At 70.1% G+C, this 20,398-nt stretch carries 17 protein-coding genes; 12 read left to right on the top strand and 5 right to left on the bottom strand.

What is annotated here, in order from left to right:
• Nucleotides 1-16: 16 nt before the first annotated feature.
• Entirely contained in the window at nt 17-922 is a 906-nt protein-coding gene (locus tag AB3X07_RS22905) for an NAD(P)H-binding protein (protein ID WP_369941596.1), read from the bottom strand.
• Nucleotides 923-1,056: 134 nt separating this feature from the next.
• Between AB3X07_RS22905 and AB3X07_RS22900 the strand changes: the two genes are divergently transcribed.
• From AB3X07_RS22900 to AB3X07_RS22890, 3 genes are all read left to right on the top strand, one after another.
• Entirely contained in the window at nt 1,057-1,518 is a 462-nt protein-coding gene (locus AB3X07_RS22900) for a winged helix-turn-helix transcriptional regulator (RefSeq protein WP_369941594.1), read from the top strand.
• Nucleotides 1,519-2,067: 549 nt separating this feature from the next.
• Entirely contained in the window at nt 2,068-3,513 is a 1,446-nt protein-coding gene (locus AB3X07_RS22895; protein WP_369941593.1) for a DUF4832 domain-containing protein, read from the top strand.
• A 153-nt stretch (nt 3,514-3,666) separates the two neighbouring features.
• Nucleotides 3,667-4,581, top strand: a complete 915-nt coding sequence (locus tag AB3X07_RS22890; RefSeq protein ID WP_369941591.1) for a VOC family protein — start codon at nt 3,667-3,669, stop codon at nt 4,579-4,581.
• A gap of 233 nt (nt 4,582-4,814) precedes the next feature.
• Here AB3X07_RS22890 and AB3X07_RS22885 read toward each other — a convergent pair whose 3' ends face one another.
• On the bottom strand, nt 4,815-5,654 hold the full coding sequence (locus AB3X07_RS22885; RefSeq protein WP_369941589.1) for an ABC transporter ATP-binding protein: 840 nt from the start codon (nt 5,652-5,654) through the stop codon (nt 4,815-4,817).
• Between the two features lie 141 nt (nt 5,655-5,795).
• Between AB3X07_RS22885 and AB3X07_RS22880 the strand changes: the two genes are divergently transcribed.
• Both AB3X07_RS22880 and AB3X07_RS22875 read left to right on the top strand, forming a co-directional pair.
• The gene (locus tag AB3X07_RS22880; protein WP_369941587.1) at nt 5,796-6,992 is read left to right on the top strand and encodes an acyl-CoA desaturase; all 1,197 of its coding nucleotides are present in this window, start codon (nt 5,796-5,798) and stop codon (nt 6,990-6,992) included.
• Between the two features lie 101 nt (nt 6,993-7,093).
• Nucleotides 7,094-7,384: a calcium-dependent protein kinase 21 gene (locus AB3X07_RS22875; RefSeq protein WP_369944851.1), complete on the top strand. Its 291-nt coding sequence runs from the start codon at nt 7,094-7,096 to the stop codon at nt 7,382-7,384.
• Between the two features lie 275 nt (nt 7,385-7,659).
• Here the strand turns inward: AB3X07_RS22875 and AB3X07_RS22870 are convergent, their stop codons facing one another.
• Both AB3X07_RS22870 and AB3X07_RS22865 read right to left on the bottom strand, forming a co-directional pair.
• On the bottom strand, nt 7,660-8,454 hold the full coding sequence (locus AB3X07_RS22870) for a cytoplasmic protein (protein WP_369941586.1): 795 nt from the start codon (nt 8,452-8,454) through the stop codon (nt 7,660-7,662).
• A 373-nt stretch (nt 8,455-8,827) separates the two neighbouring features.
• Entirely contained in the window at nt 8,828-9,229 is a 402-nt protein-coding gene (locus AB3X07_RS22865; protein ID WP_369941584.1) for a hypothetical protein, read from the bottom strand.
• A gap of 361 nt (nt 9,230-9,590) precedes the next feature.
• On the opposite strand from AB3X07_RS22865, the gene mutM reads away from it, so the two are divergent.
• The 6 genes from mutM (at nt 9,591) to AB3X07_RS22835 (ending at nt 17,254) form a co-directional block, all read left to right on the top strand.
• Nucleotides 9,591-10,403, top strand: a complete 813-nt coding sequence (gene mutM, locus AB3X07_RS22860; protein WP_369941582.1) for a bifunctional DNA-formamidopyrimidine glycosylase/DNA-(apurinic or apyrimidinic site) lyase — start codon at nt 9,591-9,593, stop codon at nt 10,401-10,403.
• A gap of 69 nt (nt 10,404-10,472) precedes the next feature.
• Nucleotides 10,473-11,039 carry an ECF-type sigma factor gene (locus AB3X07_RS22855; protein ID WP_369941580.1) on the top strand — a complete coding sequence of 189 codons (567 nt, stop codon included), beginning with the start codon at nt 10,473-10,475 and terminating at the stop codon, nt 11,037-11,039.
• A 16-nt stretch (nt 11,040-11,055) separates the two neighbouring features.
• Nucleotides 11,056-13,902 (top strand): protein kinase domain-containing protein, encoded by a 2,847-nt coding sequence (locus AB3X07_RS22850; RefSeq protein ID WP_369941578.1) that lies wholly within the window; start codon nt 11,056-11,058, stop codon nt 13,900-13,902.
• Nucleotides 13,903-14,043: 141 nt separating this feature from the next.
• Nucleotides 14,044-14,391, top strand: a complete 348-nt coding sequence (locus tag AB3X07_RS22845; RefSeq protein WP_369941576.1) for a low molecular weight protein tyrosine phosphatase family protein — start codon at nt 14,044-14,046, stop codon at nt 14,389-14,391.
• A gap of 228 nt (nt 14,392-14,619) precedes the next feature.
• Nucleotides 14,620-15,591, top strand: coding sequence for a DUF4380 domain-containing protein (locus tag AB3X07_RS22840; RefSeq protein WP_369944849.1), 972 nt, complete (start codon nt 14,620-14,622; stop codon nt 15,589-15,591).
• A gap of 58 nt (nt 15,592-15,649) precedes the next feature.
• Nucleotides 15,650-17,254 (top strand): glucan biosynthesis protein, encoded by a 1,605-nt coding sequence (locus AB3X07_RS22835; protein ID WP_369941575.1) that lies wholly within the window; start codon nt 15,650-15,652, stop codon nt 17,252-17,254.
• A 213-nt stretch (nt 17,255-17,467) separates the two neighbouring features.
• Here the strand turns inward: AB3X07_RS22835 and AB3X07_RS22830 are convergent, their stop codons facing one another.
• Nucleotides 17,468-18,088, bottom strand: coding sequence for a thymidine kinase (locus AB3X07_RS22830; RefSeq protein ID WP_369941573.1), 621 nt, complete (start codon nt 18,086-18,088; stop codon nt 17,468-17,470).
• 131 nt (nt 18,089-18,219) lie between these two features.
• Between AB3X07_RS22830 and rep the strand changes: the two genes are divergently transcribed.
• On the top strand, nt 18,220-20,196 hold the full coding sequence (gene rep, locus AB3X07_RS22825) for a DNA helicase Rep (RefSeq protein WP_369941571.1): 1,977 nt from the start codon (nt 18,220-18,222) through the stop codon (nt 20,194-20,196).
• The last annotated feature ends 202 nt before the right edge of the window (nt 20,197-20,398 follow it).

Here is a 20,398-nt window from a genome sequence, read left to right as displayed (position 1 = left end):
ACGCTGTGCAGCGCGGTTACGGCTTCAACGCCGCCAACTGCGCGCGCTGGTCCTGCAGCCACTGTTCGAACGGCAGCGGCGCCTGCCCGGTCAACGCCTGGTAGGCGCCGGTCACGGTGGCGACACGGCCGGCCGCCGTGTTGGTGTCGAACGAGGCATAGATGCGCGCGACCGGCTCGGGCAGGCCGGCGCCGACCATGCCCTGCACCAGGCCCTCGACCGGTACCGGCACCACCTGGATCCGCACGTCCAGCACCTGCGCGACCAACGCGGCGATCTCGGCGGTGGTGTAGGCGCGCGCACCGCTGAGGGTGAGCGTGCGCTTGCCGTCGCCGCTCGCCAACGCGACCGCGGCCGCGCGGGCCAGGTCGTCGCGGGCGATGTGGGCGATGCCGCCGTCGCCGGCCGCGCTGTACCAGTGGCCGGAGGCCAGCACCGACGGCAGGCTCATGAACAGGTTCTCGAAGTACCAGTGGTTGCGCAGCACGGTCCAGGCGGGCAGGGCGCTGGCGGTCAGGCTGTCCTCGGTGCCGGCATGGTCGGCGGCCAGCAGCAACGGCGAGCCGTGCGGTTCAGGGCAGGAGGTGTAGACCAGATGGCTCGCGCCGGCGCGCTCGGCGGCGGCGATCGCGGCCTGGTGCTGCTGCAGGCGGTGCCCGGGACGATCCAGTGCGTCGGTGCTGATCAGCAGCACCCGGCCGGCCCCGTGGAACGCGGCATCCAGCGAGGCGGCGTCATCGAAATCGCCCTGGCGCACCACCACGCCGCGCGCGGCCCAGGCGGCCAGGCGCTCGGGCTGGCGGGTCATCGCCACCACCCGCGACGGCGCCACCCGCAGGGTGTCGAGCAGGTGCGCGAGCACGCGCTGGCCGAAGTGGCCACCGGCGCCGGTGACGAGCAGGGAATCGGAAGAGGTGGACATGGCGGGTCTCCTGAAGGCGAAGGGTGTCGGCAAGCGACATTGGTCTGAAAAAGGAACCTGGTCTATCCTAGAGACCGGCGCCGCGCTGTAAAGACGGCACTTTTTCCGCCCCTGATTACGTGCAGGTAACCAGCATGGACACCGCCACGCCGCCGCCGGCCGCCTCCGAGCGGCGATTGAGCCAGCAGTTGCATGATTACCAGCGCGCCGGGGTGGCCATCGACCAATGCCCGGTGCGCGACGTGCTCGGGCAGATCGGCGACAAGTGGAGCACGCTGCTCCTGATGCTGCTGGCCGAGCGCCCGCACCGTTTCGGCGAGTTGCGCCGCGCGGTGCCGGACATCTCCCAGCGCATGCTGACCCAGACCCTGCGCGACCTGCAGCGCGAGGGGCTGGTCGCGCGCGCGGTGCTGCCGCTGGTGCCGCCGGGCGTGGAGTACCGGCTGACGCCGCTGGGCCGCTCCTTGAGCGAACCGCTGGCGCAGTTGGTGCGCTGGGCGGAAGCCCACCATGGCGATGTCCGCGCCGCGCGCGCGGCGTTTGCCGCCGCGCCGCCCGAGACCGCGGCGGCCTCGGAGATCCGCCGCCGCGCCTAGCCGCGGCGAATTCGGTCATCCCGCCGCCGGCCGCACTACCGCGCAAGCCCTGACCGGGCGATCCGCATGCGCTGGCATCGCGGCGCGCCCGTGTGCTGCACGGGTCCCTTTCTCTATCGCCATGCGCGTCGAGCGCCGCGCTACGTGCGCCTGTGTCCATGTCCCTTGCGACGCGCAGCGTCCTTCGGGTGTGGCTGCCGTGCCGGACTCCACGCCAACGCCCGCGACCGGGCCCGCCGCTGCAGCCAAACGGTGGCAGCCATCAAACATCCAGTCCACCCAGGTAGACAGATGTAATTTCGTTATCTTGCGTTATTGATGCATAACGAAACATAAAATAGGCTCGGTTTCGTTGCATCGCGCTGCGCACCGAACGCCAGCGCGCTGCCGCAAGCGCATCCGCCTTCCTACATACGCAACGCCGCCCGGTCGAACGGCAAGCACCCCGCGTCGCCGATGCCATTGCCGCGGCAGCGGGGCGGCACCGCGCGATGTCCGTCCCCCCGCCACGTCCCCCGCCGCCCATCCCCAGCACGCAGAGGTCGCCCCATGTCGCCACGTTCCGCTTCCCGCCGCCTGTCCCTCGCCATCGCTTGTCTGCTCGGCACCGCCTGCGCGCAGGCCGGTACGTTGACGCCGGCGGTGTCCACCCAGGAGTTCGACAACCCACATCGCGGGTTCATGCTGTGGGGCAGCTCCTACGCCGCCGATGGCGGCGTGGACAATTTCCACGGCGCGCACATCTACCACGTGTATCTGCCGTGGCGAATGATCGAGACCGCCGACCAGGTCTTCGACTGGCAGGCGATCGAGACCCATTACCTGCAGCCCATCCTCAACGACGATCCGCTCGCCACCTTCGTGTTGCGCCCGGTCGCCGACTATCCCGACAGCGCCGGCAGCCAGATCGACGCGCACTACACCGGCGGCGAGAACGAGCGCGACTATCCCAAGTTCCTCGAACAGGCGCCGCTGTCCATTCCCTTCGCGGCGCGCGCCAGCTGCGATGGCGACGGCCCGATCCGCAGCCTGGACTACAACAACCCCAATGCGCGCGAGCAGATGCGCCAGTTCGTCGCGGCGCTGGCCGCGCGCTACGACGGCGATCCGCGCATCACCGCGATCCAGGTGGGGCTGCTCGGCTTCTGGGGCGAGTGGCACACCAGCGGCTGCGAGGACCTGCAGCCGAACGCGCAGACACGCGCGCTGATCCGCGATGCCTACGTCGCCGCGTTCACCCGCACGCCGCTGCAGACTCGCTACGCGCGCCAGTCCGACGTGGGCTCGGCCATGTTCGGCTTCCACGAGGACTACTTCCCGTCCTTCACCGCCAGCTGCGCCGCCTTCAGCCCGGCCATGCCCAGTTGCAGCGACGACGGCTGGTGGAACCTGGAGTACGGCCTGAGCAACGAAGTGCCGGCCGCGCGCCAGAACTGGATGGTGAGCCCGATCAGCGGCGAGAGTCCCAACGCCAACCAGAAGAGCACCTGGATCAACCGCACCGCCGACATCCGCAAGCTGTTGCGCGACTACCACTTCAGCTTCCTCGGCCCGGCCGGCGCGCACGAAACCAGCGGCAACGCCGCCAAGCTGCGCGAGATCAAGCGCGACCTGGGCTATCGCCTGGCGGTGGCCAAGGCGACTTGGCCGGACACGCAGACGCGCGGCCAGCAGGCCACCTTGCAACTAGACATGAGCAACCAGGGTTCGGCGCCGCTGTACCAGGGCTACCACGTCGAACTGCACTGGGTGGCGGCCGATGGCAGCACCCGCGCGCGCGCCACCGTGGCCGGCATCGCGCTCGGCGAAGTCATGCCGGGCGCCACGCTCAGCCGCAGCGCCAGCTTCACCGTGCCGGCGTCGCTGCCGGCGGGCAGCTACGCGCTGCGCATGGCGCTGGCCGACGACGCCCCGGGACGTCGCCATATCGCGCCGCAGAACGACGGCCAGGACAGCGAGCGGCGCCTGCCGCTGGGCCAGGTGCAGGTGCTCTGAGCGGCGGCGCCGCGGCGTCGGCGGCGCAACACCGCGCGAATTTCCAAGACCGCCACGGCGGCGGCGCGCAGCATGCGAACGCCGGCGCATCGGGTGCCGGCTACCGGTGCCGCCGTGCGGCGCCGGCGTCGTCGCCAGCCGAGGATGTTCCGCATGCGTCTGAAAGTCGTCGCCGCCGTGCTGTCGGTCTGGCTGTGCGCGCTGCCCGCACTCGCCGCCGTGGCGCCGCCGCCTGCCGCGCCTGCCGCCGCCACGCCGGCGGTCGCGGTCGCGCCGCAGTACGGCACCACCCATGTGTACGTGGCCCCGGCCGACGTGGACCGCTTCGTCGTCAGCTTCCTGGCCACGTTCGGCGGCAGCAGCACGCGCCAGGTGGTGGCGACGGTGACGCCGACCCCGAGCAGCACCACCTCGCGACTGCTGCAGACGCCGGTCGGCACGGTCTCGCTGTTCGGCTTCACCACGCCGGTCCCGTATCCCTTCGGCGCCGAGCGCAACGGCCTGCTGGTGCGCGACATGGACCAGGCGGTGGCCGCCGCGCGCGCCGCCGGTGCCGATGTGCTGGTCGCGCCGTTCCCCGATCCGATCGGCCGCGATGCGGTGGTGCAATGGCCGGGCGGGGTCAACACGCAGTTGTACTGGCACACCAGGACACCGTCGTATGCGCCGTTCCGGACCCTGCCGGAGAACCGTGTGTACATGTCGCCGGACCGTGCCGATGCCTTCGTGCGCAGCTTCCTGGCCTTCTCCCGCGGCAAGGTCGTGGACGATGCGCGGCAGGCGCCGGGCCAGGAGATCGGCCGCCCCGGCGAGCGCTACCGGCGTATCCGCCTGCTGTCGGACTTCGGCAAGACCACGGTGGCGGTGAGCGATGGCCACCTGCCGTATCCGTACGGGCGCGAGACCACCGGCTACGAGGTCGAGGACCTGCAGCAGACCCTGGACAAGGCCAAGGCCGCCGGCGTGCAGGTGCTGGTGGCGCCATTCGCCGCGCAGGACCGGCGCAGCGCGGTGGTGGAGTTCCCCGGCGGCTACATCGCCGAGATCCACAGTCCGCTCGCGCGTTGAGCGGGCGTATAGCCGTCACGTCGCCGCCGGGCCTGGCCGCAGCCGCTGTCGAGCAAGCCCCGCCTGCCTCGGCTCCCGCGGCCTGACGCACCTGCAGCAGGACCGGCCGGCGCCGATCCGCCGATGCGGCAGGTTCGCGCTGGATCCCCGACGGACGACCCCATGCACAGCAGGCCGCATGCAACCGCGCGCCTGCGCGCCCCGCCGGTCCATCTCCACGACGTCCCGTCGGGCTATTGCTCGGCGACGCTCGCGCTGTAGGTCGCACCGTCGCGACGCACCCGCACCGCGCCGCCGAACACCGCCGACAGCGGCGCGTCCGCCAGCAACGCCTCGCGTCCGCCGTCGGCGTACACCTGGCCGTCGCGCAGCAGAATCACGCGCTCGATCTCCGGCACGATTTCCTCGATGTGATGGGTCACCAGCACCAGGGTGATGCCCTGCCGGGCCAGGTCGCGCATCGTCGCCAGCAGATGCTGGCGCGCGACCAGGTCCAGCCCGGTACTCGGTTCGTCCAGCAGCAGCGCCTGCGGCCGGTTGACCAACGCCCGTGCGATCAGCACGCGCCGGGTCTCGCCGGCCGACAACTCCGCGTACTGCCGTCGCAGCAGCGGCAACGCGCGCGCCAACTGCAGCGCCTCGCGCGCGCGGTCGCGCATCGCGTCGCTCACCTCGCGGTACGGCGGCACCACGTAGCTGGCGAAGAAGCTGGACAGCACCGCGCTCTCCACGTCCAGCCCCGGCATGTCGGCGAGATTGACGCTGAGATCGCTGGTGACGATGCCCAACTGGCTGCGCAGGCGATCCACCTGCCAGCGGCTTTGCCCCAGCACCCGCACCGGCGGCGCTTCGCCGGCCCGTGCCAGCGGGTACAACTCGCGCGTGATCAGCTTGATGAACGACGACTTGCCGCAGCCGTTCGGGCCGAGGATCGCGGTGTGCTGGCCGAGCGCGATGCGCAGGCTGAGCGCGTGCAGCACGCGCACCTGGCCGCGGACCACGCTGGCGCGGTCCAGTTCGATCAGCGGCGTGGCGGCCGGCACGGGGTTTGCATCGGGAACGGCGACGGACATGAAAAGTGAAACCGTTTTGTGACCGAGAACGCGCAGCGGCTGAATACCGTACGCAGGCGATGGGTGAAGTTTGCCGCCACTACCCCCATCATGTCTCCCATACCCACTGGCGCACGCCTTCACCGGCCTGGAGTTCTGGCAATGTCCGACGCGATCCTCGACTTCCTCAGCTCCGGCCTACTCGGCCTCGGCTGGTGGGGCATGTTGGCGGTGCTGCTGCTGTTCACGCAGCTGACCATCTTCGCGGTGACCTTGTACCTGCACCGCAGCCAGGCCCATCGCGGCGTGGACTTCCATCCGCTGCTGTCGCACGTCTTCCGCTTCTGGACCTGGTTCACCACCTCGATGATCACCAAGGAGTGGGTGGCGATCCATCGCAAGCACCACGCCAAGGTCGAGACCGACGAAGACCCGCACAGCCCGCAGACCAAGGGCATCGGCCGCGTGTTCTGGCGCGGCGTGGAGCTGTACCGCGAAGCGCGGAGCATGCGCGGCGACATCGAGCAGTACGGCAAGGGCGCGCCGGACGACTGGATCGAGCGCCACCTGTACACCCCGCACGCGAACTGGGGTCCGATCGCGCTGTTCGCGTTCAACTTCCTGCTGTTCGGCCTGCCCGGCATCGCGCTGTGGGCGCTGCAGATGGCGTGGATCCCGTTCTGGGCGGCCGGCGTGATCAACGGCCTCGGCCACTGGTGGGGCTACCGCAACTTCGAGTCCGCCGACACCTCCACCAACCTGACCCCGTGGGCGTTGTGGATCGGCGGTGAGGAACTGCACAACAACCATCACGCCTTCCCCAGCTCGGCGCGCTTCTCGATGCGGCGCTGGGAACTGGACATCGGCTGGATCGCGATCCGCATGCTGGCCGCGCTGCGCCTGGCCAAGATCCTGCGCGTGGCGCCGACCCTGGACGTGCGCCCGAACATCGCCGTGCCCGACGCGGACACCTTGCGCGCGCTGCTCTCGCACCGCTTCCAGGCGATGACCGACTACCAGCGCAACGTCTTCGCCCCGGCGCTGCGGGAAGAAGCCGCGCAGGCCGGCGCCAAGCTGCGCAAGCTGCTGCCGCGGCGTCTGCGCAAGGGCCTGGTCGACGACGGCCGCTGGCTCAAGCCGGACGCGCGCGAACAACTGGAGCGCTGGGTCGCGCAGCGCCCGCGCATGCGCACCCTGGTCGAGCACCGCGCGCGCCTGGCCGCGCTGCTGGAAGCGCGCAGCCACGACGCCAGCGAGCGCCTGAAGCAACTGCAGGCCTGGTGCCACGACGCCGAAGCCAGCGGCATCGCCGCCCTGCAGGCCTATGCCGCGCGCCTGAAGGGCTACGCACTGGCATGAGCCGCGGCGTCCCGGCCTTGTTTCGCGAACGCCGCCTCGTGCGGCGTTCGTCGTTCAAGGCCGCGCTGGTCCTGCTGGCCGCGCTGAGCGGCGCGACCGGCATGGCTGCCGCGCAGGCGGTCGACACCACCGGCGGCTACCTGCAACGCATGGACCGCGACGGCGACGGCCGCGTCAGCCTGGACGAGTACCTGGCCTGGATGAGCTACGCCTTCGACGCCCGCGACCTGGACCACGACGGCGTGCTCGGCCCCGCCGAACTGCCCGGCGGCCGTGGCACGCCGATCACCCGGGCGCAGCACCAGGCGACGCTGACCGCGCGCTTCCGCAAGCAGGACAGCAACGGCGACAGCTATCTCAGCGCCAGGGAGTTGGCGGCGCCGCCGCGGTGAGCGCGTGAAGCGCTGCGTTGGAGGCTGGCGCGCGTGGCTCTGGACCGGAACACCGCTCGCTAGGCGGACGATGTGGTACCTCGGCGAACGTGCAGCAGCGCCGACAAAAGCAAGCACACGGCGGCGGCATCGCTGCGAATGCCGACCATCGCCACGGCGAGACAGCAGTACATCGCGGCCAGTTTGCGGTGCGAGGACGGTCGCATGAATGATGAGTTCCGCAGATAGTTTCGATGGTGCCACCGCGCCGCAGTCCGACGCCGACGGACGATTTCTCAGATGACGCTCTGCCACGCAAAGCGCTTGCAGCGCTGAAAATTCTCCTCGTTCTCCCACACCAAGGGGTAGGCGGGTCCGCGCACGCGTTCGATCAGCTCCAATGCCTTGTCGCGGTCGCGCGCCAGGCACGCGAAGTGCGCGAAGTTCTGTAGATTCCATTCGTCCGGATAGGTCTTCAGCACATCGTCGATGCCGGCGCGCATGGTCGACCAGCGCGCCAGCGACTCGTCGAACAGCTGCTCGTCGTAGATCGACTGCGAGGCGTACCAATAGATGCGCGCGTACAGGCCCTTGCCCTCGCTTGCGCGCGTCCGCTCCATCACCATCCTGGCGAATCGCTCGATGTCGGTCGCGTCGCCTCCCCATTTGGGCGAGTAGAACTCGATCGCCTGGAAGTAGATCTCGTAATACGCCGGATAGCGCCTCATCGCCTCATCGATCAAATCCTGGAATCGGCCATCGTCCCATTGCTGCGCCTTGGCAAGGGCTTCCATTTTGACGTACCACTCCGGATCCAACGAGGCGAGCGTCTTGTTCTCCTCCAGGTACTTTCTCGCTGCCTCGATCCCGGCCCTGAACGGTGCCCAGTCCTGCGGCCGGACCGTGTTCGCATAGCCCCCACCGCGATGACTCCAGGCACGCCGCGACAGCCATTCCGCGTACGCCAACCGTGCGGTCGGAGACTTCGGATACGCCTCGATCCAGCGTTTGGCCGTCTGCTCCTTTTCCGCCCAAGTCGCCTCGTCGTACCTCCCTACCAAGAAGTAGTGATCGACGCCGCCATGGAGCACGCTCAGCTTCCAGACGCCACTGGAGGTGCGGCTCTGTTGCGGTTCGGTAGGGCGTCGCCTGCCGTTCGAGCGCGGCGAAGTCGCCTTTCCGCAGGGCGTCCTTCGTACTCTCGAAGATCGCGGTGCGCTCCTGAATCTCTTCCGCGTGGACCAGCATGGAAAACACCGATGCGGCCACAAGCAAAAATGCCGACAGCACACGTGACCTGACCCGATTCATTGCTTCATCTCCTTGAAGAACGGCGTATCCCTATGCGTGCAACCATCTCGCACGACGCGGTCGCCTGTCTGGCGCGCCATGTGGTGTCCGTGTTCGCTCAGCGCGGGCATTCGATGCCTTGCCCCTCCGCGCCGCCCCAACCTCATGTCGCCCTCATGAAGCGCCGTGCTTGGAACGCACCGGCGGCAAGGAACGCGACCCCCTGGACCAGCGCTTTCCCGTCTTCGCCCAGGCCAGATAGGTCAGGGCGATTTCCAGCAACTGCCACCACCAGTACGCGCCGCGGGTATGCGCGTTGATCACCGACACCACGTAATGCACCGCGATCAGAGCCGGCAGGCACAGGAACACCGCGATGAAGAACTGCGACCAGGTCCGTGCCGGATACAGCGAGAAGGCCAGATACAGGCAAAGCGTGATGCCGGGAAAGAAAACCATATAGCGGAGATAGTCCGCCGCGTCATATCGCTCTTGCTCGCCGCCAGAACTGATCAGCGCGATGAAAAGGAACAGCGCGAACGACAGAGCGACGGGGATCCATTTGACGACTTTCATGACGCTGCAACTGGCCTCGTGGTCGTCGTTGCGCTGCCGGTGGCGACCGGGAAGCAGGAGAACGCGTGAAATATCGGGCGCTGCGCACGCTCCTTCAGCCCCGGGCGAGGCAGCACGGCGAGCGGAGCGTGCACGTTGCGCATACGACCATCCATGTCATCGAACGCCGGATGCTAGAGGACGATCCCGCTGCCTGGCAACCGAGACCGCTCCGGCGGCGGTCGTCTTCCCGGCGCGATCCGCTGCAGACGTTATCGCCTCGCTCCTATCGTCGCGCGCGCCGGCGCATGCTGGCGCAAGCGAGAGAACCCGAGTGCTACAGTTCCCCGCTTTCACGCTCCCGATCGCTCTCGCCGACCCCATGCCCGAACTCCCCGAAGTCGAAACCACCCGGCGCGGTCTGGAGCCGCATCTGCAGGGGCGGCGCATCCATGGCGTGATCCTGCGCCGCCCGGACCTGCGCTGGCCGATCCCGCCGGAGGTGGCGCAGCAGCTGCCGGGACAGCGCATCGACGGCATCCGCCGCCGCGCCAAGTACCTGTTGCTGGACACGCCGGCCGGCAGTGCGCTGCTGCACCTGGGCATGTCCGGCAGCCTGCGGGTGTTGCCCGGCGACACGCCGCCGCGGGCGCACGACCACGTCGACATCAGCCTGGAAGATGGCCGCGTGCTGCGCTTCAACGACCCGCGCCGCTTCGGGTGCCTGCTGTGGCAGGCGCCGGGCCAGCTCCACCCGCTGCTGGAGGAGCTGGGGCCGGAGCCGTTGTCGGCCGAATTCGACGGAGATTACTTGTTCAGGCGTAGCCGTGGCCGGACTGCGCCGGTGAAGACGTTCTTGATGGATCAACGCATCGTGGTCGGAGTCGGGAACATCTATGCCGCCGAAAGCCTGTTCCAGGCCGGGATCAGTCCGCTGCGCGAGGCCGGGGAGGTGTCGCGGGCACGCTACGCGCGCCTGGCCGAGGCGGCCAAGGCGATCCTCGGCTATGCCATCGCCCGCGGTGGCACCACCCTGCGCGACTTCATCAGCCCCGACGGCGCGCCCGGCTATTTCGAACAGGAACTGGCGGTCTACGGCCGCGAGGGCGAGGCCTGCAAGCGCTGCGGGCGGCCGCTGCGCCACGCCAGCATCGGCCAGCGCGCCAGCGTCTGGTGCGGGAGTTGCCAGCGCTGACGGACGGCCGCCGGCGGCGGCGCGCGCGCGCTATAGTCCGCGCGACTCCCGGCCGGAGGAGAGACCGCCGTGGTAGAGACAGCACCCGAGATCACCGTGTGGCTGGACGCCGCGCGCGGCGGCGACCGCGCGGCGCTCGATCGCGTGCTCAGCACGCTCTACCAGGACCTGCACAGCATGGCCCGACGCCAGTTGGCCGGGCAGCACGCGCAGACCCTGGACGCGACCTCGCTGGTCCACGAGTCCTATCTCAAATTGCTCGGTTCGCGCGGCATGGCCCGCTTCGACGACCGCGCGCACTTCTTCGCCTACGCCGCCTCGGCGATGCGCAGCGTGGTGGTCGACTACGCGCGCAACCGCCTGACCCGCAAGCGCGGCGGCGACCTCAAGCGCGTCGCCGAGATTCCCGAGGACAGCGGCGGGGTGCGCCTGGACGAGGACCTGCTGGCGCTGGACGTGGCGCTGGACCGGCTGCAGGCGCTCGACGAGCGCCTGGCCAGGGTGGTGGAGCTGCGCTACTTCGCCGGCCTGGGCGAACAGGAGATCGCCGAGCTGCTGCAGCGCTCCGAACGCAGCGTCCGCCGCGACTGGCAGAAGGCGCGCATCTTCCTGCTGGCGGCGATGCAGGATCACTAGACCCGGAGAGCACCGCATGGACGCGCTGCAGTGGCAACGCCTGTCGCCGTTGCTCGATCAATTGCTGGAACTGGCACCGGACGGACGCGCGGCGCGGCTGGCGCAGCTGCATGTGCACGATCCGGCCATGGCCGACGAGCTGGTGCGGATGCTGGCGCTGGACGCCGCCGGCTCGGACCTGCTCAGCGAGCCGCTGCTGGCGGCCGCGCCGACCTGCCTGTGCGCCGGCCACCGGGTCGGGCCGTACGCGCTGGAGCGCTTGCTCGGCGAAGGCGGCATGGGCCAGGTGTGGCTGGCGCGCCGCGCCGACGGGTTGTACCAGCGCCAGGTCGCGCTCAAGCTGCTGCGCCCCGGTTATGCCGACGCCGCGTTGCGCCAGCGCTTCACCCGCGAACGCGAGATCCTGGCGCGGCTGGAGCATCCGCACCTGGCGCGGCTGCTCGACGCGGGCATCGCCGACGACGGCCGTCCCTACCTGGCGCTGGCCTATGTCGAAGGCGAGCCGCTCACCGACCATTGCCAGCGCCTGCACCTGTCGGTGAGCGCGCGGCTGCGGCTGTTCCTGCAGGTGTGCGAAGTGGTCAGCCATGCGCACGCCAACCTGATCGTGCACCGCGACCTGAAGCCGTCGAACATCCTGGTCAACGCCGCCGGCGAAGTGCGGCTGCTCGATTTCGGCATCGCCAAGCTGCTCGACACAGAGGCCGAGACGGCGGGCGACCCGCATCCGCGCACCGAGATCCGCGCGTTCACCCTGCACTATGCGGCGCCGGAGCAGGTGCGCGGCGAACCGATCACGACGCTGACCGACGTGTACTCGCTGGGCGTGGTGCTGTACGAACTGCTCACCGACCAGAAGCCCTATCACCTGTGCCGCAGCAGCGACGCCGAATGGGAGCGCGCGATCCTCGCGGTGGAGGCGCCGCGCCCATCGGCGGCGGTGACGCGCGCCGCGCAGCAGGGACTGCGCGATCCGGCCGAGGCGCGGCGGCTGGCGTGGCGGCTGCGCGGCGACCTCGACAACATCCTGCTCAAGGCGCTACAGAAACCGCTGGCGCAGCGCTACTCCTCGGCCGAGGCATTGGCGCAGGACCTGCGCCGCTACCTGCAGGGACGGCCGGTGCAGGCGCGTTCGCGCGGCCTGGGCTACCGCCTGCGGAAATACCTGCAGCGCCATCGCTGGAGCGTGGTGTTCGGCAGCCTGACCGCCGCGGCCCTGCTCGGCGCCGCGGGCGTGGCGCTGTGGCAGGCCCGCGAGGCGCATCGCGAAACGGTGCGCGCGCAGGCGATGCAGGATTTCGTGATCGGCCTGTTCGACCGTGCCGGCAACGCGCAGCGCGGCGACGGCTTCGACCTGCGCGGCCTGCTGGCCAGCGGCGAGCAGCGCGGCGAACGCGAACTGTTGCGGCAGCCGCTGGCGCGGGCGGAGCTGCAGGGGGTGATCGCGCGCCTGCGCATCGGCCTGGGCGACTACCGCGAAGCGCTGCTGCTGCTGGAGCGACAACGCGCATTGCTGGCCACGCAGGACGACGTGCCGCTGGCGCTGCAACTGGAAGCGGCGACCCAGCACGGACGCGCGCTGCGCCTGCTGACCCGCTCGCAGGAATGCGTGGCGGTGCTGCAGCCGTTGGCGCCGCGGGCGCAGCAGGCGCAGGCGCAACTGCCGCTGCAGGCCGCCGGGTTCTTCTCGCAACTGGGACGCTGCCGGCGCGTGCTCGGCGACCGCGCGCCGGCGCGCGCCTGGTTCGAGCGCGCGCTGGCGCTGCACCGCGACGTGCTCAAGGATCCGGCCGGCATCGTCGAGAGCATGACCGACATCGCCTCGATGGACAGCGACATCGGCCTGACCGACGCGGCCATCGCCGGCTACCTGCAGGCGCTGGCCCTGCTCGACCGCCAGGCCGGCCCACGGCATCCGCTCAGCATCACCCTGCTGCGCAGCCTGGGCGTGGCCTACCGCGATCGCGGCGACGTCGCCCAGGCCGAGCAGGCGGTCGGCGCGGCGCTGGCGCTCTCGCGCAGCTTGAACGGCGATCGCCATCCGGTCAGCCTGGGGCTGCGCCGCCTGCGCGCGGCGGTGATGATCGACCAGGGCCGCCTCGACGTGGCCGAGGACGAACTGCGTGCCGCGCATGCGCTGACCGTGGAGCGGCTGGGACCGACCCACCGCGATACCGGCATGAGCTGGAGTTCGCTGGCGATGCTGGAACTGGAGCGCGGCCAGCAGGCGCAGGCGATCGCCGACATGGACCGCTCGGTCGCGATTCTGCGCGCGCCCGACAGCCAGGCGGTGCTGCCGTACATGCTGCTCAACCAGGGCATGGCGCTGTCGGCGGCGGGGCGTTACCGCGACGCGCTGGCGCCGCTGTACGAAGCGCGGGCGCGCTGGATCACGCAACTGGGCCACGACAACCCGGCGGTGGGCGACAGCGAACGGCTGATCGCCGAGGCCCGCGCCGCGCTCGGCGAACCGCGCCAGGCCGACGCGCTGCTGACCCAGGCGCTGCGCCGCACCGAACGCGGCTACGGCCCGACCCACCCGCGCACCCGCGCGGTGCGGGTGGCCTGGGCACGCAACCTCGGCCGCCTTGGCCGCCAAGCGCAGGCGTTGCAGGAACTGCAGGCGCAGGCGCGGCTGGGCGGGGACGGGATCGAGAGCCGCAAGCTGCGCTGGCGCGCCCGCGCCTATGCCGCCGAGATCCATTGCCAACGCCGCGGCGAGGCAGGCAGCGGGCGCGACGAACTGCAGGCCGTGCAACGCGAACTGGCGCAGGCGCAGCCGCAGGGCGGCACGCTGGTGCAGGAAGTGGCGGGGTTGAGCGCGGCCTGCGGCGGCCCGGCACTGCTGACCGCCGCGCGTTGAGCGCGGCCACGGCGCGCTTTCAAGGCGCGGGCCGCTGGTCCGCTTTCGAGCGGCGATCGCGGAGGGCGTGTCGGGATCCGCCTCCGCCACGGGCGGGCGCTCGCCTTTACCATGGGCCATCGCCCTCGGATCCGCCGCGCCGTGCCCGTTCGCCATGTGCTGTTCCTGTGCGCCCGCAACCGGCTGCGCAGCCCGACCGCCGAACACGTCTTCGCCGACTGGCCCGGCATCGAAACCGCCTCGGCCGGGATCCATGCCGACGCCGATACCGTGGTCACGCCGGAACTGCTGGCCTGGGCCGACCTGATCTTCGTGATGGAACGACGCCACCGCGGCAAACTCTCGGCCGCGTTCCAGCGCCATCTGGGAGGCAAGCGCATCGTCTGCCTGGACATTCCCGACGACTACGCGTTCATGGACCCGGCGCTGGTCCGGCGCCTGCAGCAGGCGGTGACGCCGCATCTGCCGCGCCGCCCTCCGGCGCCGTAGGCGAAGCACGGCGGCCCTCGGCGCCCCGATCGGCTGTCATCGCGGCCGCGGACTCGCCACAATCGCGCTTCCTCCTCCGATCGCAGGATCGCCATGCGCATCGATACGCAGAATGGACGGCGGCGCGCGCACGCGGCGCTGCTCGCGCTTCTCGGCGCCTGGCCGCTGCTCGCCGCCGCGGCCGACTCCGCGCCCGCACCCGGCAACGACGCGACCGCGACGTGGGTGATGGACAACGGCACGATCCGGCTTACGGTCACGCCGACGCTCGGCGGACGCGTGCTGGGCTTCCAGCGCAGCGGCGGCGCGAACCTGATCAAGGTCGGCGACGCGGTGCAGCGCCAGCCGACACCGACGGTCGACGCCAGCGCCGACGACATTCCCTATTTCGGCCACGACGTCTGGGTGGGCCCGCAGAGCGCCTGGTGGCAGCACCAGGACGCCAACCCGGCACGCCGCGCGGCGCACGCGAACTGGCCGCCGGACCCGTACCTGAGCTTCGCCACCACCAGCGTCGTCGCGCGCACGCCGCAACGCTTGCAACTGCGCGGGGTCGATAGCCCGGTCACGGGCGTGCGCCTGCACAAGCGCTTCGCGGTGTCGCCGCAGCGCGCCGACAGCGTGGTGCTGCAGGTCCAGGCGCAGAACGTGCGCAAGACCGCGGTGGCCTGGGATCTGTGGTTCAACACGCGGGTGCCGTCCGCGACCCGGATGCTGGTGCCGGTCGCGGCCGCGGGCGACATCCGCGTGCAGGCCGTCGCGGGCGGCGGCAGCGGCTATGTGCCGCCGCGTTACGTGCTGCAGGACGGGCTGATGACGCTGGTCGCGGTGCCGCCGGCGGGCAGCGCCGGTTGGCGCGGCAAGCTGCTGCTGCAACCCTCGGCCGGCTGGTTCGCGGCCTTCGCCGGCGGCCAGGCCTGGGTGATCCGTTTCGCGCACCAGCCGCGCGCCCGCATCCATCCCGAGCAGGGCCAGGTCGAGTTCTATCTGGAGGCGCCGGCGGCGGACCCGGGCGGCGGCCTGCTGGAGATGGAAGTGCACGCGCCGTACCGGACCCTGGCACCGGGCCAGCGGATGCAGGCCGAGGAACAGTGGACGTTGCTGGACTATCCCGGCGGCGACGATCCGGCGCAGCAGCGCCGCTTCCTGTGCGCGCACGCCGCGGCGCTGGCGCTGCACGGCGCCTGTCCGGCACCGTAGCCCTCGCGTTCAACGCCGCTTGTCTATGATGGAGGCCCTTCACGTTTCGATCCGGCCCATGCAACGACGCGATTTCCTCAAGAACGCCGCCGCCGCCTTCGCCGCCATGGGCTTGCCCGCGATGCCGATGCTCGGCCAGGCCGCGCCCGCGGTCGGCCTGCGCCGCCTGGGCAAGCCGCAGCCCTTCGACTACGCCTGGCTCAAGGGCCACGCCCGGGCCATGGCCCAGGCGCCGTACCAGAGCCACAAGCGGGTGCTGCCGGGACCGCTGGAAGCCTTGAACTGGGACCAGTACCAGTCGATCCGCTATCGCCAGGACCACGCGTTGTGGGCGGTGGACAAGGGGCCCAAGTTCCAGGCCAAGTTCTTCCACCTGGGCCTGTACTTCAAGTCGCCGGTGCACATGTTCGACCTGGTCGACGGGCAGGCGCAGGAACTGGCCTACGACGGCGACGCGTTCGACTACGGCAGCAGCGGCCTGCAGGGCCAGCACCTGCCCAAGGAGCTGGGCTTCGCCGGCTTCCGCCTCAACACCAAGCAGGACACCGAGCGCGACTTCGCCGCCTTCCTGGGCGCCAGCTATTTCCGCGCGGTGGGCAAGGAGGGCCAGTACGGCCAGTCCGCGCGCGGCCTGGCGATCGACACCGGCACCGGCGGGCCGGAGGAATTCCCGGACTTCATCGCCTATTGGCTGGAGCAGCCCAAGGCCGGCTCGGACACCGTGGTTGTGTACGCGCTGCTGGATTCGCCGAGCGTGGCCGGCGCCTACCGCTTCGCCATCACCAACGGCGACGTGCTGCTGATGGACATCGACAGCGCGCTGTATCCGCGCAAGACCATCGAGCGGATGGGCCTGGGCCCGTGCACCAGCATGTACCAGGTCGGCGAGAACGACCGCCGCATGGACTGGGACTGGCGCCCGGAGATCCACGACACCGACGGCCTGGCGATGTGGACCGGCACCGGCGAATGGATCTGGCGGCCGCTGTGCAATCCGCCGCACCTGCGCTTCAACATGTTCGTGGACGAGAACCCGCGCGGCTTCGGCCTGCTGCAGCGCGACCGCAACTTCGACCACTACCAGGACGACGGCGTGTACTACGAGAAGCGCCCGTGCCTGTGGGTGGAGCCGAAGCAGGGATGGGGCAAGGGCTCGGTGCAACTGGTGGAGATTCCCACCGTCGACGAGACCTTCGACAACATCGTCGCGTTCTGGAATCCGCAGGACAAGCCGCAGCCGGGCCAGGAACTGCTGTTCGGCTACCGGCTGTACTGGGGCGCGCAGCCGCCGGCCGCCTCGCCGCTGGCGCACTGCGTGGCCACCCGCACCGGGCTGGGCGGGGTGATCGGGCACAAGCGCACCCGCTTCTCCTGGCGCTTCGCGGTGGACTTCGTCGGCGGCGAACTGGCCGCGCTGGGCAAGGACAAGGACGCCAAGGTCGAGGCGGTGCTGCAGCTGAGCCGCGGCAGCACCGAGATCGTCTCGGCGCGGCCGCTGCACGAAGTCTCCGGCTACCGCGCCATGTTCGACGTGGTGCCGCCGGACGAGAGCACCGAGCAGATCGACATCCGCCTGTTCCTGCGCGCCGGCGGCAAGCCGCTCACCGAGACCTGGCTGTACCAGTGGACACCGCCGCCGGCGAGCGAGCGCAAGCTGTATTGAGTGCGCGCGGCACGCGGCCTCGCATGCGTGCCACGAACTCGGATTCGCCGCAGCGACGGCCGTGGCAGTCGTTGCGGCGGCTGTCGCTGCTCGCCGTGGCCAAAACCGCACCCGCAATCGGCGCAAGTTGGCGGGTGCACCGTGGGAGGGACTTCAGTCCCGACGCTTTGGCCCGGAACGTCGAATGCGCCGAACCGCGGCCGCGCAGCCCACCTAAAGCGGCAACGCGATCTGCAACGGATCGATGCGGCCTTCGCCGCGCATGATCTTCTTGAACTCGGGGCGGCTCACCGACACGTAGCGTTCGTTGCCGCCGATCTCCACCTGCGGGCCGTCCTGCACGGCGTGGCCGTTCTCGTCCACACGCACGGTCATCGTCGCCTTGCTGCCGGTGTGGCAGATGGTCTTGATCTCCTGCAGTTCGTCGGCCCAGGCCAGCAGGTACTGGCTGCCTTCGAACAGTTCGCCGCGGAAATCGGTGCGCAGCCCATAGCACAAGACCGGAATGCGCAATCTGTCGACCACCTCGCTGAGCTGCCACACCTGCGCGCGGCTGAGGAACTGCGCCTCGTCCACCAGCACGCAGTGCAGCGGCCCGTGGTTGGCGATGTCGGCCTCGAGGGTGGCCAACAGATCGGTATCGGCGACGAAGGACGTGCCCTCGGCGCGCAGGCCGATGCGCGAGGCGACCACGCCGCTGCCGGCGCGGTGGTCCAGCCGCGGCGTCAGGATCGCCGTGCGCATGCCGCGCTCGCGGTAGTTGTGCGCCGACTGCAGCAGCGTGGTGGTCTTGCCGGCGTTCATCGCCGAATAGTAGAAATACAGTTTCGCCATGCCGCCGATTCTAGCGCGGCGGCCGCGCGCTCCGGCCGCCGGGCGTTCGCGAACCGGTTCAGCGCGAACCGGGCGGCGAGGCGTCGCCGTCGGCCGGCGCCCGTTACAATGCGCGGCCAAGGGAACTCTTCATGCACGGTCTCAATCCTCCCCAACGCGCCGCGGTGCTGCACTGCGAAGGCCCGCTGCTGGTGCTGGCCGGTGCCGGCAGCGGCAAGACCCGCGTGATCGTGGAGAAGATCGCGCACCTGATCGCCAGCGGCCGCTATCCGGCCAAGCGCATCGCCGCGATCACGTTCACCAACAAGTCGGCCAAGGAAATGCGCGAGCGCGTGGCCAAGCGCATCCGCGGCGACGCCGCCGACGGCCTGACCATCTGCACCTTCCACGCCCTGGGGCTGAAGTTCGTGCAGATCGAACATGCGGCGGTGGGCCTGAAGCGCGGTTTCTCGATCTTCGACGCCGACGATGCCGCCGCGCAGATCAAGGACCTGATGCACGGCGCCAAGCCCGATGCGATCGAGGACGCCAAGAACCTGATCTCGCGCGCCAAGAACGCCGGGCTGTCGCCGGAGCAGGCGATGGCGGCGGCGCGCAGCACCCGCGAGCAGGAAGCGGCCAGCCTGTACGAGCGCTACCAGGCGCGCTTGAGCACCTTCAATGCGGTGGACTTCGACGACCTGATCCGCCTGCCGGTGCAGGTGCTGGAGGAGAACGAGGACATCGTGATGGCCTGGCGCGAACGCATCGGCTACCTGCTGGTGGACGAGAGCCAGGACACCAACGACGCGCAGTACCGGCTGCTGAAGATGCTGGCCGGCCCGCGCGGCAACTTCACCTGCGTGGGCGACGACGACCAGAGCATCTACGCCTGGCGTGGCGCCAACCCGGAAAACCTGATGCAGATGGGCCGCGACTATCCGGCGCTGCAGATCATCAAGCTGGAGCAGAACTACCGCTGCTCCAACCGCGTGCTGCGCGCGGCCAACGCGCTGATCGCGCACAACCCGCACGAACACCTGAAGACGCTGTGGAGCGATCAGGCCGACGGCGAGCGCATCCGCGTGTGGGAATGCCGCGACAGCGAGCACGAGGCGGAGAAGGTCGCCGCCGAGATCGCCTACCTGGGCGCCGCCAAGCAGGCGCCGTGGAGCGACTTCTGCATCCTGTTCCGCGGCAACTTCCAGTCGCGTCCGCTGGAAAAGGCCTTGCAGATCGCCGGCGTGCCGTACCACATCACCGGCGGCACCGCGTTCCTGGAGCGCCAGGAAGTCAAGGACGTGCTGTCGTGGCTGCGGCTGCTGGTCAATCCCGACGACGACGCGGCGTTCCTGCGCGCGGTGCAGGCGCCCAAGCGCGAGGTCGGCGCCACCTCGCTGGCCAAGCTGGCCGAACTGGCTTCGGCCAAGCACCTGCCGATGTCGCGCGCGGCCGAATCGCTGGGCGCGCTGCAGCAACTGCCGCCGCGCGCGGCCAATGGATTGAGCGATTTCGTCGACGTGCTGCACGAGTTGCGTACCGCGTCGCAGACGCTGTCCTCGGCCGACGTGGTGCGCCAACTCGCCGAGCAATCCGGGCTGATCCGCGAATTGCGCAGCCAGTGCAAGGACGAGGCGAGCTTCCAGCGTCGCCGCGGCAACCTGGAGGAACTGGCCAAGTGGTTCGAGGGCGGCCCGCGCGGCGCGACCGTCGGCGACCTGGCCGCGCAGCTGGCGCTGCTGTCGCGCAACGACAAGGACGACGGCGGCAACCAGGTGCGGATGATGACCATGCACGCCTCCAAGGGCCTGGAGTTCCGCTACGTGTTCATCGTCGGCTGCGAGGACGGCGTGCTGCCGCACGAGGTCAGCCTGGAAGAAGGCAACCTGCAGGAGGAGCGGCGGCTGCTGTACGTGGGCATCACCCGCGCCAAGGAGCAGCTGTGGATGAGCTACAGCAAGCTCACCCGCAAGTTCGGCGAGCACATCCGGCTCAAGCCCAGCCGCTTCTTCGACGAGATCCCGGCCGAGGAAATGCAGCGCGACGGCGCCGACCCGGTGGCCGACGCGGCGCGCAGGAAGGAGCGTGCGAACGCGGGGTTGGCGGCGATCCAGGCGTTGTTTGATTGAGAGCCGGGAATGGGGATTGGGGAATGGGGATTCGTAACGGCGGGGTGCGCCGCGCTGTGGGTGCCTGTGGCTGGGGTGGGACGCGCGAGTAAGCGTCGGGCCTCGTCGGCTGTTCCCTTCTCCCGTCGGGAGAAGGTGCCCCGCAGGGGCGGATGAGGGTACGGGCGCAGCCTCATACACCCAAACCCCGCGAGTCGCTTCG

The organism is Xanthomonas sp. DAR 35659 (assembly GCF_041242975.1).
Classification (GTDB): Bacteria; Pseudomonadota; Gammaproteobacteria; order Xanthomonadales; family Xanthomonadaceae; genus Xanthomonas_A; species Xanthomonas_A medicagonis.
The sequence above is the reverse complement of the archived record's forward strand: the minus strand, read 5'-3'. Positions and strand labels throughout refer to the sequence as shown.